We start from the raw sequence: 15,456 nt of genomic DNA, 5'->3' as shown, positions 1-15,456 counted from the left end.
GATGTTGATATCGGCGACAGCTTAGATGTGAGCAGTGTGACGGTTGTCAGTGCACCAAGCAATGGGCAAACTCAAGTAACAGCAACGGGGGCAATCATTTACACCGCCAATGCAGATTACTATGGTGACGACAGCTTTACTTACACAGTTAAAGACAGCAATGGCGCGATATCTAACCTTGCTACTGTCACCATGACCGTGAACCCAGTCAATGATGCACCTTTAGGTATTCCGCAAAGTTTAATACTTGCTGAAGATAATAGCGTCTTGATCACCTTAGTTGGCTCAGATATTGAGAACGATGATCTAAGCTATCGTCTTGATGAAGGCGCATTACATGGCTCGCTTGTGCAGCAAAGTAATGATAGTTGGTTATATACGCCAAACGCTAATTATAACGGCAGTGATGGCTTTAGTTTTGTTGTTAATGATGGACAGTTAGATTCAACAACAACCCCGGTATCGTTAGTTATCACCGCAGTTAATGACGCGCCAATTGTGGGTCTACAAACTGGCGTTACTGATGAAGACATGCCAGTCGTTATGAACTTACTCGGTAGTGATGTTGATGGTGATAGATTAACTTATACAATCGTTAGTCAACCAACTCATGGCGCTGCGACTATCTCAGGTGAGCAAGTTACTTATCAAGGCAGTGCAAATTACTTTGGTGACGATCAGTTTAGCTATATAGCGAATGATGGATTACTTGATTCGGCACCAAGCACAGTGTCAGTAACGATTAATAGTATTAACGATTTGCCAGTGATTACTGGAGTACCAAGCTTAGCCGTTAATGAAAATGACTTATATAGCTTTGTACCACTAGCGACAGATAATGATGGCGATAACCTCAGCTTCAGTATTGAAAATAAACCAAGTTGGTTGAACTTTGATACCACCACAGGGGAGCTATCAGGCAGACCAAGCAATGCTGATGTAGGAAGTTATGCAGGCATCACGGTGAGTGTAACGGATGGGGTTGCAAGCCAAAGTTTAACCCCATTTACACTGACAGTAGTGAATGTTAACGATGCACCAACAATCAGCGGTTCACCTGCAACATCAATCGCGCAAGATACAGGTTACTCATTTACGCCAATTGTGTCAGATATTGATAATACCAGTTTATCATTGACGATTTCGAACAAGCCGAGTTGGGCAACGTTTGATAGCACAAGTGGTACATTAAGTGGTATACCGACACGAGATGACGTTGGTCTATATAGTAATATTTTGATCACCGTAAGCGATGGGCAGTTAAGCAGTACGCTTAACCCATTTAGTATTGATGTAACGTATGTAAATGCGCCGCCTGTTGCTAATGATATGGTAATGCGCGTTAAAGAAGATAATAACCTCAGTGTTAGTGCTCAGGTTAGCGACAGTGATAACGACAATTTAGTTATAGAAGTGGTCACTCAACCACAGTTTGGTAGCTTAACGGTGCAAGGAACGGTATTTAGTTATCAGCCACAGGCTGATTATCATGGTAGCGACACCTTTAGCTATTTAGTGACTGATGGTAAAGCAAGTTCAGCTATAGCTACGGCGTTAATTACTGTTGAGTCAGTAAACGATCAACCGGTCGCTGTGGAAGATACCTTTGACTTAGCGCGAACTGAAAGCGGCCGTTATATACTTGATGTATTGGCGAATGATACTGATGTTGATGGTGATGTAATAACAATTATTGGTGCTAGGGCGTCAGTGGGTACAGTGAGTATTGTTGACCAGCAGCTTGTCTATCAATTTAGCGCAAGTACCCAAGGCACTATTAAAGTTGAGTATATTATTGCCGACCCAGCGCAAGCACAAAGCACAGGGTTTGCTTATATTAACTTTACTGATAGCCAAGCGGATGCACCAACCATTACACCTCCAGCTGCTGTGAATGTTGATGCAACAGGATTGTTTACTCGAGTTAAGTTGGGTACAGCTCTTGCGTTTGATAGCGAGCAAAACCCTCTACCAGTTACTACTATCAATCAAAGTATGTTGTTTACGCCAGGCGTACATCAAGTGTATTGGCAAGCGATAGACAGTAATGGTAAAACCACAACTGCTAGCCAGCAAGTAATGGTTCACCCGCAAATATCACTAGGTAAAAATAAAGTTGTTGCTGAGGATCAAAGTTATACCACTCGGGTTTACTTGAATGGACCAGCGGCAAGTTATCCTGTCACTGTACCTTACAGCGTATCTGGAACCGCAACATCAGATGATCATGATTTAATCAGCGGTGAAGTGGTTATTGAACAAGGCCTCGTTGGTGAGATCAACTTTAGAGTCTTTGTAGATAGTGAGATTGAAGCGGATGAAACAATTGTTATAACGCTTGACGATAGCCTTAATACTGGCGCGCAAGCCTCTAATATTATGACTATTTCAGAGAGTAATATAGCACCAAGCTTAGTTACGATAACGGAGCAAAATAATCAGCCTCGGCCATTTGTTTTAGCCAGTGACGATCTCGTAACAATTACAGCGTTGGCAACAGATAATAACCCTGGAGATAATATTTCATTTAGTTGGCAAGCAGCAGATGAACGGATTGTTGATCTAGGTAATGCGGCTGATACATTTGTGTTCTCTACAGCTGAACTCGATATTGGTATTTATGAAATAGCAGTAACCGCAACAGATGACGCTGTGGATAGCTTATCAACTACAGTGACCAGTTATGTTGAAGTGGTAGCTCAGTTACCTGAGTTAACAACTGCCGATACTGATAATGACTTAATACCAGACAATATCGAAGGTCTACAAGATAATGACCGTGATGGTATTCCTGATTATTTGGATAATATTAATGAATGTAATGTATTACCTGAGCAAGTAAATGAGTCAGCGCAGTTTCTTGTCGAGGGGGATGCGGGAGCATGTTTAAGAAAAGCATTCTCAAGCATACAAAATAGCAGTGGCGCAGCACAATTGTTTGAAAATGAATTGCCTGCAGATGTTGGGATGGATAACTCTGGTGGTTACTTTAGCTTTATAGTAACCGCCATGGAGCAAAAAGGTGAAAACTACCACATAGTGCTTCCGCAAAGAATGCCAATACCAGCGGGGGCGATTTATAGAAAGCTTATCAATAATGAGTGGATTGACTTTAATACCAGCAACGGCGATAAGGTCTATTCTACTCAAGGTGAGCAAGGGTATTGCCCTTCACCAAATAGTCAGCTGTGGCAAGAAGGGCTTAAAGAAGGTGACTGGTGTGTACAATTACGCATAACTGATGGTGGTATCAATGATGCTGATGGCATAGCGAATGGTCAAATTGTTGATCCAGGCGGCGTTAGCGTTATGAGTAGTAATAACAGCGTGCCTGTTACACAATCAGATCAAGTAACTATTGCACTAGGTAATAGTATTGTTATTGATGTGCTTAGTAATGATAGCGATGCAGATAATGATGTACTGACGCTCACCAGTGCAAGTGTTGATTTTGGTGAGGTAGCAATCGTTAATAATCAACTTAGTTATCAACCATTACTTGATTTTATTGGTACTGCAACGATCAACTACAGTGTGTCTGATGGTAAAGGTGGAACAGCCTTTGGTACAGCGACTGTTAGTGTGGTAGTAAACAGTGCCCCAACAACTATTGGTGATACTGCAAGCACCAATGACCGCACGCAAATAGTTATTGATGTGCTCTCCAATGATAGCGATGCGGATGGCGACGCACTTAGTTTAATAAGCGCGCAAGCTACGCAAGGCACAGTCACTATAAATAACGATGGCACATTGAATTACCAGCCCAAAGCAGGTTTTGAAGGTGTTGATTTTATTGAGTATACAGTTTCTGACAGTAAAGGTGCTGAAGCAAAAGGAGAAGTAAAAGTGACCGTAAAAGCTTATACAACCACCACGGTTAAAAATAGCTCATCAGGTAGTTTAGGCAGCACCATGGTGTTGTTAATGATTGGGTTAGTCTTTATACGTCGCCAATCAAAACTGACGCCATGGGCTTTACTCGCTACGGCTGTGGTAGTCAGTCAGCCTGTACTAGCTGGTGAGTGGTCTATGGATGGCACGATTGGTTATGCGGCCGTTGCAGGCTCCACCACAACTGATCAATCAGTCGAATTAGCGAATACTGAATACGATGATACCGATATTAGTTGGTCAATAGGCGGGATTTATTCGTTAGCGACTAATTGGCAATTTGGCGTACGCTATATCAACTTAGGTGAAGGTAGTATGACCTTTGTTGGAGATACGCTTGATCCAAGTAATGCGCAATTGAATGTATCACAAACCGTGCCGGTATTGTCACAAGGACCTGCGATACAAACAGCTTATGTATTCCCGCTGTTGGGCCAAGTTAAGAGTAAGGTTTTTGTAGGGGCTTTCCATTATCATTATTCAATCGATAGCCGCTCATCTACGGGGCTAAAAATTACATATAGTGACACCAATACACGCCCTTATTTTGGCGGGCAATTAGCTTATCCAGTGCTTGAAAATACAGATGTTTCAATTAACTATAGCCATTATAAGCTAAGAGAAAATGATGTAAATGAATGGGCGCTAGGGTTCCAATATCAATTTTAGGAGTCATTAAAGCGTAAATAAAACGGCTAGCCTTCTAGCCGTTTTTGCATTTAATACTTAAACAACCCAAGTTTAGCCACAATGCCTTTTTCAAGATCATTGAGCTGCTTAACTGTCTTATCAAGATGATCCGCTTCTTGGGCAAGCGACTTTGCGCCATGATTGATTTTTTCCATGGTGGCTAATACTCCTTGCGTAACCGAGGTTTGTTCTTCTGAACTGGCTGCAATGCGTTCATTCATTAAGTTCATCTCATCAACTTGTTGAGCGATATTATGAAAAACGCGTTGGCTTTGCTCGTTCGCGCTAGTAACGTCGGTACTCACTTGTTTGCTTTTTTGTGTGGCGGCTACACATTCACTGGCGTTGGTTTGTAGTGCAGTAATGATATTTTCGATTTCTGATGTGGAATGGTAGGTTTTACTCGCAAGTGCGCGAACTTCATCAGCAACTACGGCAAAGCCTCGGCCAGACTCTCCAGCACGTGCAGCTTCAATTGCTGCATTAAGCGCCAATAAGTTGGTTTGTTCGGCGATACTTTTAATCACATCAAGAACTTGGCTTATCTCACTACTGCGACTATCAAGTTGCTCTACCACCGTTGATGTGTGATCTAATTGATTTTCAAGGTCGTTTATCAAACTACTGTTATGACTCATCGATAGCTCGCCGTCTTGGCAAAGTCCTTGTACTTGCATTGTTTTATCCGCTGTTTGCGTCGCTCCAAGGGCAATTTCTTTAGTCGCTTGGGTTAATTGACTCAGAGAGGAGGTTGCCGCATCGGTTAATTGATATTCTTGCTCGGCTTCATATTTTGAACGCACTGTTGCTTCGTTTACTGTTGCGGCAATCACTTCAAGCTCGGTAGCTGTTTGCCCCAGGCTTGAGATTATTTGCTGCACTTCATTAATAAAGCGGTTAAAGCCCGCAACTAAATGGCCAATTTCATCCGTAGATTGATAGTTTATTCGCTGAGTTAAATCGCCAGAGCCACGGGCAAGTTCATCCACCAATTGATTGACACTGATAATCGGTTTGATGATCAGTATGCGGCATACGCTAAGAATAATAATGCCTAACAAGGCAAATGAAATGGCAAGGGTGATAACCATGGTACTTAATGCTTTGTTGATGCCATGGTTTAATTCATCTTGGCTAAAGCTGATATGGATAGTACCAATTGGTTGTTCTGAGAATGTTAGAGCAATTTGCTGCTTGAGCAATTGCTTTGTTGTATTGCTGGGTTTATCAAGTCGACCAAGTTCGATACCACGATGATCAATAACATGCAGTTGTTGAATATCTGGATTTTTAGCAAATGCCTGCAATATTTGCGCGATCAGGGGTTTATCATATGAGAATACTGGCTCGGCTAAAATAACCGTTAATTGTTGCTTTATCGCATCAACATTTTTATGCCATTGTTTGGTTTCATCATTTTTTAGTAATACGTAGTTTACCCCAATTACAAAGCTAAAAGTGACTAGTAAACAAATACTAAGCGCTGTGATTATTTTTCTTTGTAATGATTTCATTGCGTGTTGCTCTCGTTAAGTGGATCAAACCACAGTGCGTGTTGTAATAGTGGAGTGCGTGATGACAGGCTAGGGTTCTGTAATGGGATCACCTTTCGTGTTGCTAAGTTAGCTTTAGCTAGTACCATTTTTACTTGGCTGTCGTTAAAGAACATGGTGGTAAAAGTGCCATCGGCAATCATATCTTGTAGCGCAGAATTAAGCTGGCTGGCGAGAGTGTGGTTATCCTTAGCGACAAAGAAATATAACGGCGCGGTATATTTTAGTAAAATGTAAGGATCAACGGTCAGGTTTAACTCACTGTTATTAGCTATTTCATCCCATGGTTCGTTTACGCCACGGGGAAAGTAATCAAAGCGATTACCTTCTAACATCGGAAATAAATTAGGGTATTTTAAGGTAGTGATCACCTTTAAGCCATTCGCTTTGAGTATAGCGGTATCGGGCCACGTTTTGCCTTGTCCGGCGCTAAATTGATAGAGGTCTTTAATAGAGTTTACATGTTTAAATATATGCTGATTTTGTTGAGTGACCATCGCCAAGCGCATACCCAACAAACCACGAAATAAAGGGATATAAATTGCTTGATAGTCTTGCTCAAGCTGCTCAGAAGTCATGCTCCACATTACATCTAACTGACCATTTTTTACATCATTTAAAATACGTGCATTTGAAATGTCTTTATCACTTTCGTAAGGATGTATATATGCAAGGTTTTGCCTCGCTAATGCGGTTAGTAATAGTTTGTGTGGTAAGGAGGTATCACCTGAGTAGCTTTGTAATTTGATTGCTGCGGCGTTGCAATAGTTACTGCCGCAGAGAATCAATATATAAAGTAAATAGCGCATTAAAGACCGTGTTGTTATTATTGTGTTAATAATAAACTACGGTGCTTTTGCTATAAGCTCAACAGTTTGTTTTATGCATACGTATTCAGATCAGTTCGCCGTCAAGCGATTATGGTTGCGTGATCATAATCGCTATTTCGGTTCGGTAGTCACGAGCATATAAGCTGATCCGCACGGTTTTCTTGTCGATGGTATAAAACAACGTTCGGTGTTTATTATCACCGATAATAAGCTCAGACTTACCTAAAGCTTGTTGATAAAAAGCACACACTTTTGTAATCGACTGAGCAACATAGCCAGTTTGTATCAGTGGGTAGTCATCGGCAATTTGTAATGAGTACTTAAAATCAGCTGGTAGCGGAACGCTGTCTAAATTTGCAGCGCAAGTCACTGAGGTTAGGCTTATTGCTAACATCAGTGGTGTTATTATTTTTATCATATTGGTTCCTACACGCTATTTTTGCTAAGTTAAATTTTATTTCGAATTAAATCTCTTACAATAAAGCGGGCTGGGTGAATCGCTTGGCTTACTCGTTCACTCAAAGGCTGTGGTTCATTGTTAAGTGCAGCAACTAATTGTTCTGCACACAGGGGCGCACTGCATAAGCCACGAGCCCCAAAGCCTGTGAGTATGTGTAGTCCTTGTTGTGGTTTTTGTAAGGATTGATATTGATAGCGTTTCCCTGCGCGTAAATTGGCAAACGCGTGAATATAATCACTTTGCTGCGGCCATTCTCCGGCCATAGGGAGGTGATCAATAAAACTACAACGTACAGCAGCTTTAGCTGCCGTGATCTCACCTAGACTATTGGCAAAGTCGGTTTGTCCATAAAAGTGAAGCAGTTGCTCGCGATTTGTTTGATTGTCTTGGTCTTTGACTGCGCGGCTTTTTGAGTTTTTCTCGAATGTTGCGCCCATACAGTGATGGTCTAAATAAGCAGGAGTAAAGTAGCCTTTATGACATAGCACGGTTTTTAGTTTACGTGATGCAGGACTTGCTTGTACATGGGATACTTGACCACGCACGCCAACAATTGGCAGAGCCTGAGTTTGTACAAAACGGTCGCTGTGCTCACCAGCACATACAATAACGTCACTAAATGGGCCAAACTGTTGCCCTTGGCTCAATAACAGCCAGCCTTGCGGGGTTTTCTCAAGCTGTTCGATATCACAATTAAAATGGCTTTTAATTGGTTTGAGTTTATGGGCTTGTTGGAACAGAGCGCTCACTAATTGTGGTGGGTTAACCCATCCACCTAACGGGAAATATACGCCAGAGTAGCCTGTACTTACACCGGCAATTTCATCACCTTGCTCAGGCGTTACGCCGTGCATGAGTTCATCTGGCCACAGCTGTTTATGTTCAATATTTTGATGGCGCTCAACTAAGGGTTGTTTGATCGCGTGTTGTAATACGCCGCACCATTGATGATCATAGTGAAAGCCATTCTCAGTGAGTTGCTGATAAAGTCGTTTCGCATATAAAAAACTGTGCGCAAAAAGCTCACTGTGCGGGGAGTTTTTTGCTTGTAAGTGCGGATAAATCGCACCTTGTACATTATGAGATGCGCCCATCGCGAGTTGGGGATCTTGGCAAAAAAGTTGGCTGTTAACCCCACGTTTCGCCAAGCTATATAAAATAGCGCTGCTGGCTATCCCTCCGCCAATGACAGCAACGTTTTTAAGTGAACTTTGCTGATGAGCCAGATAAGGTGGCGCCGATTGTGCTTGGTTAGCATGGGCTAAAGAACCAATCAGCATTTCATTTTTTTTGCCATGACCTTTGATTTTTTGTACCGCAAACCCTGCATCAGCAAGACCTCTACGTACAACACCTGCAACCGTAAAGGTTGCAAACGTGGCATTACTACGAGAAATATCCACCATTGAATTAAATAAGGCTGGCTGCCACATTTCTGGGTTTTTACTCGGTGCAAAGCCATCTAGATACCACGCATCGATAATACCTGTTTGCGGGTAGCTTATAGCTGCGAGTGATTCTTGCACATCGCCAAAATATAAATCGAGTATAATTTGACCATTGTCAAATTCAAGACGATGGCAACCAGCCAAATTAATCGGGTACTTAGCAAGTAACTGTTTACTCAATGGTGCTAAACTAGGCCATACTTGCAATGCCTTTTGCAGATCGTCTGTTTTAATCGGATACTTTTCAAAAGACATAAAATGTAAGCGCTGCACATTTTGTTGTGCTGGGTTGTGAACTTCTTGACTATGGTGTTGCCTACTGGTTAGATTATTTTTAAATTGTTGCCATGTATTTAAAAAATTAAGCCCAGTACCAAAACCAGTTTCAGCGATAACGAAATGTGCACGGTCATGATTTTGTAATCGATGAGGCATATTATTTTGCTGGTAGAACACATAATCAGACTCAGCTTGGCCATCATCGTTCGAAAAGTAGACATCGTTAAAGTTGTCTGCAACGGGTGTACCTAAGTTATTAAAGTGAATTTCAGCGTTTTTAATCATGGCATGCAATTAATGAGTACTTTTTTTCATTATTTTACGTGTTTTCTTTGAAATAGTCTGGCGTTATTTATAAGCTAGAGGTTCAGAGTACAAGTGTACGCTAGAAAGCTGACCACTTCGTTGTAAGTTTCAGCGTAAAATAGAACACAATTTAGTATCAAGCTAAGGTAATTACCCATGAGAAGAGCCGTTATTACGGGCATCGGTGTTGTATCAAGCATCGGTAACAACAAAGAAGAAGTATTAGAATCGTTAAAAACAGGTAAGAGCGGAATCGCTTTTAACCCAGAATTTGCTGAATATAAGTTACGTAGTAACGTATCCGGCAAAATTGATATTGACGTTAAAGAGTTTGTTGATCGTAAAGCAATGCGCTTTATGGGCGATGCCGCTGCGTATTCGTATATTTCAATGGCACAAGCAATTGCAGATTCTGGTTTGTCTGATGATCAAGTATCAAATGAGCGCACGGGTATCATTGTGGGTTCCGGTGGTGGTTCATCTAAATGGCAGGTTGAAGCGGCTGACATTTTACGTGAAAAAGGCGTAAAACGTGTAGGTCCTTATATGGTTCCGCGCACCATGGCCAGTACAACATCGGCATGCTTAGCAACACCATTTAAAATTAAAGGTGTTAACTACTCAATCAGTTCAGCATGTGCAACATCTGCACACTGTATTGGTAACGCAGTTGAGCAAATCCAATTAGGCAAACAAGACGTTGTTTTTGCCGGTGGCGGTGAAGAGCTTCACTGGACATTGGCAATGGAATTTGACGCAATGGGCGCACTGTCTACCAAATATAATGAAACACCTGAAAAAGCCTCTCGTACTTATGATGCTAACCGCGATGGATTTGTTATCTCTGGTGGTGGCGGTATTGTTGTTGTTGAAGAACTTGAACATGCGCTTGCACGTGGTGCACACATTTATGCTGAAGTTGTTGGCTATGGCGCAACATCTGATGGCTATGACATGGTTGCACCATCAGGTGAAGGTGCTGCACGTTGTATGCGTCAAGCAATGCAAGGCGTTGACAGCATTGATTATCTAAACACTCACGGTACATCTACACCAGTAGGTGATGTAAAAGAGTTAGGAGCAATTCAAGAAGTATTTGGTGGTAATTCACCGATGATCAGCGCGACTAAAGCAATGACAGGCCATGCACTGGGCGCCGCTGGTGTGCATGAAGCTATTTTCTCACTATTGATGTTAGAGCATAGCTTTGTTGCGCCTTCAATCAATATTGATGAGCTAGATGAACAAGCTGCAGGCTTAAACATTATCACTGAGCGTAAAGACGTTGAACTAAATACTGTTATGTCTAACAGTTTTGGTTTTGGTGGTACTAACGCCACGTTAGTGATGAGTAAATATAAAGGCTAATTAAAAAGCCAAATTACAATTAAAGCCGAGCAACTTGCTCGGCTTTTTCGTTTTCAAAGTCGGCTATGTTCGTTACAATAGCGGCTCTTAGTGCTTACTGGACTTGTTAATGAAAATTCTTGCAGACCAAAACATGCCACTTGTTGAGCAATATTTTGCTGATTTTGGTGAAGTAACGCGTTTTGATGGTCGTACATTACAAAGCGAACAGCTAATTGATGTTGATGTATTATTAACTCGCTCGGTAACCTCAGTAAATGAAGCACTGTTAATACATGCTAATAAATTACGCTACGTAGGTACGGCGACAATCGGCGTTGATCATATTGATACTGATTTACTCAAACAACGTGATATTGCATTTACGAGCGCACCTGGTTGTAATGCCGTTGCTGTGGCTGAATATGTGATCAGTAGCTTGTTTGCACTGTGCCAAGAAAATGCCTGCACCTTGGAACACAAAACCATTGGGATTGTCGGAGTGGGCAGTATTGGTAGCTGTTTGCGAGATAAATTAGCCGCGCTTAATGTCACTGTATTAGTATGCGATCCACCTAAGCATGAAGCGGGACAATTAGCCGAGCATACAGATATTGATGAGTTGTTGAGTAAAGCGGATATCGTCACTTTCCATGTGCCGTTAGTAACGACCGGTAAACATAGTACCTTGCATTTAATGAACAAAGCGCGTTTAGCAGCGCTTAAACCTGGCACTATTTTGATTAATGCCAGTCGCGGCGATGTGGTCGATAATCATGCTCTACTGGAAATTATGCGCGGTGGTGCCAAGCTCGATGTGGTATTAGATGTATGGGAAAACGAACCTTCTATATTAACTGAATTGCTTGAGTTTGTGCGTTATGCCAGTGTCCATATCGCAGGCCATACCTTAGAGGGTAAAGCACGTGGCACGCAAATGCTCTATGAAAAGTTGTGCGAGCTTAAAGGTTTGCAAACAGGCAAAGCATTAGCTGATTTTTTACCAGTGCCCGCGTTTACCCAAGTTACATTACAAGAAACCTTTAGCGAAGCTGATTTAGGTCAGTTGATCCATCTGGTTTACGATGTGCGTCGTGATGATGGTATTTTGCGATGCAACTTAGCAAGTGAAGGGTTTGATAGCTTACGTAAAAACTACCCCATTCGACGTGAATTTAGCACAGTCAAAGTGCTAGGTGCAGGCGCATATTCGCCTTTGCTGCAAGGGCTTGGTTTCGTAGTCGAATAACTTAAAATTTAAACAGCGGCCACAATGGCGGCTGTTAAACGAGGAATACACATGTCACAAAAATATAATGTTGCCGTACTTGGCGCTACAGGTCTTGTTGGTCGCCAAATTATTGAAACGTTAGAAGATCGTAAGTTTCCTGTTGATCAATTATTTTTATTGGCAAGTAGTCGCAGCGCTGGTGAAGATATTAAGTTTCGTGGTGAAACTATTGAAGTGCAGGACGTTGAAGGGTTTGACTTTAGCCAAGCGCATATTGGTTTATTTTCTGCTGGTGGCAGTGTGTCAGAAAAATACGCACCTATTGCCGCTGATGCAGGATGTGTAGTAATTGATAACACTTCGCACTTTAGAAATGATTTTGAAATACCACTGGTTGTGCCAGAAGTAAATGCAGCAAGCCTTGCTGATTTTAGAAATCGCAATATCATTGCTAATCCTAATTGCTCAACTATTCAAATGATGGTGGCATTAAAACCTATTTATGATGCATACGGCATCGATCGTATTAATGTATCTACTTATCAAGCAGTATCGGGTGCAGGCAAAAAAGCGGTTGATGAACTTGCAAAACAAACTGCTAATTTAATGAATGCACGCCCTGTAGATAGCGAAATATTTCCAAAGCAGATGGCGTTTAATGTTATCCCACAAATTGATGTTTTTGAAGATAACGGTTACACCCGTGAAGAAATGAAGATGGTTAACGAAACCCATAAAATTCTGGGTGATACCACAATTGCTGTTAATCCGACATGTGTACGAGTTCCGGTATTTTTTGGTCACTCAGAAGCGATTAACATTGAAACACGTATGCCGTACGACTTTGAACATGTAAAACAATTACTTAATGACGCGCCAGGGCTTGAACTTATAGAAGACGAAGGGGATTACCCAACCCCGGTTACAGATGCAAGTGGTAATGACATTGTGTATGTAGGGCGCTTACGTCAAGATATCTCACATCCGCATGGTTTAAATATGTGGGTTGTAAGTGATAATACCCGTAAAGGGGCCGCAACGAACAGCGTGCAAATAGCTGAAGAGTTGATAGCGAACTATCTTTAATTAAAAGCAAGAAAAGCGGCAGTTTGTCGCTTTTTTATTTTTTAACTGCCAAATAATTGCCGCATAGCTGCTAAAAGCGTATAAACTTAATCTTAACGATAAAAAACTCTTCCGGCTAATAAAGTTTAAGCTATTACGTTTCAAAGTGTTGCGATGGATATTAAGCCGCAACTGGTTTATAGTTTGCAACTGGAATAGAGCTTGCAGGAAAGACTTAATTAACTATTTATTTATGTACGTTATTTCTGCAAGAAATAATCAATGTTTAAGCGTCTAATTTAATGGCGCTGCGTTAACATTTAAACATTAAAGGATCAGCATGCGCGGTTTAGCTACACTCCTCTTATTAGCGTCTGCATTGGTGGTAACACCGATATACTCCCAAGACGGCAGCCAACTTAAAGGGCCTAAAGGCGTTGATTATGGCGTTCAAGGGCGTTCTATTGGGCCAATAAAGCCAACCGATACACTATGGCGTATTGCTGCAAAAGTGCGACCTGATAACTCGGTCAGTATTTATCAAGTTATGCAGGCTCTGTATGAAAAAAATCCGCAATCATTTTTAGATCAAAATCTCAATCATATGCGCGATGGTGCGTATTTAAAAATCCCTACCTTAGCTGATATCCGCGCAGTAAGCCCGGAGCTTGCCAAACAGCGTTCAGAGCAAGATGATGAGCTATGGGAAAAAAAGAAAAATGGCACGCTTACGAACAGCGAAATTACTGCTTCACAAACCAAAGTAACTCAAGCACGCAAAGTGGATGTTGATGAAGCTAAGCAAGAATTAAAACAAGAAATCAACAGCATTAAAACCCAACAGGGCAGTCAGCTTGTTGAATTACAAAAGCAGTTCAAGTCGTCAGTTGATAATGTCGAAGAAATTTTAGTTGAAAACAATAAATTAAAGCAACAGTTAACTGGTGTGTCTAAAGAGCTTGAAAATATTCGTGAGCAACTTGGTAAAGACAGTGAAATTCAACGCCAACTTTCTGAATTGATTGCAAAACAGAACGAAATTATAGAGCAACAACAAGCAAAAAAGCTCGAAGAGACTAGTGAGTTTGACTTTGCTGGGCTATTAGCCAATCCACTAGTTCTCATTCTATTAATGACAATTCCAGCGTTATTGATCATCTTTGCAATCGTGATGTTTTTACGTAAACGTAACAACAAAGAAGATGAAAGCACTGATGATGACGAATTTTTACCACAAAGCCCCAGTTATACTGCCGAGGATGAGCTTGATTTAGGCCCATCTCTTGATCCCATTGTTCCAGATCCAGTTCAAGAGGACGATGATGTAAGTATTCAGCTTGATGATCTTGAGAACGATATTTTACCTGATGACGACGATATTATTTTTGATGACAATATTGATGATGCGTTTGAAGATGGTGACAGTTTATTAAATCAAGACGAGCTAGATGGTTTACTGAGCGACGACATTGTATTTGATGATGAAAGCGACGAGGCTAAAGAAGAAGATGATGAACTTGATATCTTCATGCAGCAAGATTTTGATCAAGCAGATGATGATAGCTTAGGCGACGACATTGATTTAGATATTAAAGCCGACAACAATGATGGCGATATTCTAAGTGCATCAGATCTAGATGATTTATTTGCTAATGACAACGATGAACCGACTGCTGAATCAGATGACTCGCTTGACTCAGATGATGACTTAGCAGCACTCAGTGAAGAGTTAGCAGATGAAGATGATGACTTTGATATTGATGCATTGATTGATGAACAAAGCAGTAATCAACCGACAGATAAGAATGACGGCGATAACGACGAATTTGATTTAGACGATATTGACAGCCTTATTGATGAAGCTGGCGATAAAGCGACTGCAGAGCCGAATCTGGCTGAAGAAGACGAATTTGATCTAGACGATATTGACAGCCTTATTGATGAAGCTGGCGATAAAGCGACTGCAGAGCCGGAGCTGGCTGAAGAAGACGAATTTGATTTAGACGATATTGACAGTCTAATTGATGAAGCTGGCGATAAAGCGACTGCAGAGCCGGAGCTGGCTGAAGAAGACGAATTTGATTTAGACGATATTGACAGTCTAATTGATGAAGCTGGCGATAAAGCGACTGTAGAGCCGGAGCTGGCTGAAGAAGACGAATTTGATTTAGACGATATTGACAGTCTAATTGATGAAACTGGCGATAAAGCGACTGCAGAGCCGGAGCTGGCTGAAGAAGACGAATTTGATTTAGACGATATTGACAGTCTAATTGATGAAACTGGCGATAAAGCGACTGCAGAGCCGGAGTTGGCTGAAGAAGACGAATTTGATTTAGACGATATTGACAGT

The 15,456-nt window shown here is 41.4% G+C and carries 9 protein-coding genes; 5 read left to right on the top strand and 4 right to left on the bottom strand.

Annotation, left to right across the window (positions count from 1 at the left end; genetic code table 11):
• The coding region (locus H5183_RS20875) for an Ig-like domain-containing protein (protein WP_182732624.1) at window positions 1-4,563 on the top strand (4,563 nt) is incomplete at its 5' end.
• Window positions 4,564-4,613: 50 nt separating this feature from the next.
• Here H5183_RS20875 and H5183_RS20870 read toward each other — a convergent pair.
• The 4 genes from H5183_RS20870 to mnmC all read right to left on the bottom strand — a co-directional run bounded on the left by H5183_RS20870 (window position 4,614) and on the right by mnmC (window position 9,439).
• Window positions 4,614-6,098, bottom strand: a complete 1,485-nt coding sequence (locus tag H5183_RS20870; RefSeq protein WP_182732623.1) for a methyl-accepting chemotaxis protein — start codon at window positions 6,096-6,098, stop codon at window positions 4,614-4,616.
• On the bottom strand, window positions 6,095-6,946 hold the full coding sequence (locus tag H5183_RS20865; protein ID WP_145241513.1) for a transporter substrate-binding domain-containing protein: 852 nt from the start codon (window positions 6,944-6,946) through the stop codon (window positions 6,095-6,097). Before H5183_RS20865 ends, H5183_RS20870 begins: the two co-directional genes overlap by 4 nt.
• 109 nt (window positions 6,947-7,055) lie before the next feature.
• Window positions 7,056-7,385 carry a hypothetical protein gene (locus H5183_RS20860; RefSeq protein ID WP_182732622.1) on the bottom strand — a complete coding sequence of 110 codons (330 nt, stop codon included), beginning with the start codon at window positions 7,383-7,385 and terminating at the stop codon, window positions 7,056-7,058.
• A gap of 29 nt (window positions 7,386-7,414) precedes the next feature.
• Window positions 7,415-9,439: a bifunctional tRNA (5-methylaminomethyl-2-thiouridine)(34)-methyltransferase MnmD/FAD-dependent 5-carboxymethylaminomethyl-2-thiouridine(34) oxidoreductase MnmC gene (gene mnmC, locus H5183_RS20855; protein WP_182732621.1), complete on the bottom strand. Its 2,025-nt coding sequence runs from the start codon at window positions 9,437-9,439 to the stop codon at window positions 7,415-7,417.
• Window positions 9,440-9,616: 177 nt separating this feature from the next.
• Here mnmC and fabB point away from each other — a divergent pair, with 177 nt between their 5' ends.
• The 4 genes from fabB to H5183_RS20835 form a co-directional block, all read left to right on the top strand.
• Window positions 9,617-10,828 carry a beta-ketoacyl-ACP synthase I gene (gene fabB, locus H5183_RS20850; protein WP_145241506.1) on the top strand — a complete coding sequence of 404 codons (1,212 nt, stop codon included), beginning with the start codon at window positions 9,617-9,619 and terminating at the stop codon, window positions 10,826-10,828.
• A 109-nt stretch (window positions 10,829-10,937) separates the two neighbouring features.
• Window positions 10,938-12,056: a 4-phosphoerythronate dehydrogenase gene (locus H5183_RS20845; RefSeq protein ID WP_145241504.1), complete on the top strand. Its 1,119-nt coding sequence runs from the start codon at window positions 10,938-10,940 to the stop codon at window positions 12,054-12,056.
• A 51-nt stretch (window positions 12,057-12,107) separates the two neighbouring features.
• Window positions 12,108-13,124 (top strand): aspartate-semialdehyde dehydrogenase, encoded by a 1,017-nt coding sequence (locus H5183_RS20840; RefSeq protein ID WP_145241502.1) that lies wholly within the window; start codon window positions 12,108-12,110, stop codon window positions 13,122-13,124.
• A gap of 319 nt (window positions 13,125-13,443) precedes the next feature.
• Window positions 13,444-15,456: FimV/HubP family polar landmark protein (locus H5183_RS20835; protein ID WP_310736597.1), on the top strand; the 2,013-nt coding region annotated here is incomplete at its 3' end.

It is taken from the genome of Pseudoalteromonas sp. SR44-8 (assembly GCF_014163635.1).
Classification (GTDB): Bacteria; Pseudomonadota; Gammaproteobacteria; order Enterobacterales; family Alteromonadaceae; genus Pseudoalteromonas; species Pseudoalteromonas rhizosphaerae.
Note: the sequence above shows the minus strand (reverse complement) of the source record. Positions and strands in the feature narration are given on the sequence as shown.

Coding starts and splice junctions, on each gene's coding strand:
- mnmC (WP_182732621.1), bottom strand. CDS start 9,439: ATGATTAAAAACGCTGAAATTCACTTTAATAACTTAGGTACACCCGTT.
- H5183_RS20840 (WP_145241502.1), top strand. CDS start 12,108: ATGTCACAAAAATATAATGTTGCCGTACTTGGCGCTACAGGTCTTGTT.
- H5183_RS20865 (WP_145241513.1), bottom strand. CDS start 6,946: ATGCGCTATTTACTTTATATATTGATTCTCTGCGGCAGTAACTATTGC.
- H5183_RS20870 (WP_182732623.1), bottom strand. CDS start 6,098: ATGAAATCATTACAAAGAAAAATAATCACAGCGCTTAGTATTTGTTTA.
- fabB (WP_145241506.1), top strand. CDS start 9,617: ATGAGAAGAGCCGTTATTACGGGCATCGGTGTTGTATCAAGCATCGGT.
- H5183_RS20860 (WP_182732622.1), bottom strand. CDS start 7,385: ATGATAAAAATAATAACACCACTGATGTTAGCAATAAGCCTAACCTCA.
- H5183_RS20845 (WP_145241504.1), top strand. CDS start 10,938: ATGAAAATTCTTGCAGACCAAAACATGCCACTTGTTGAGCAATATTTT.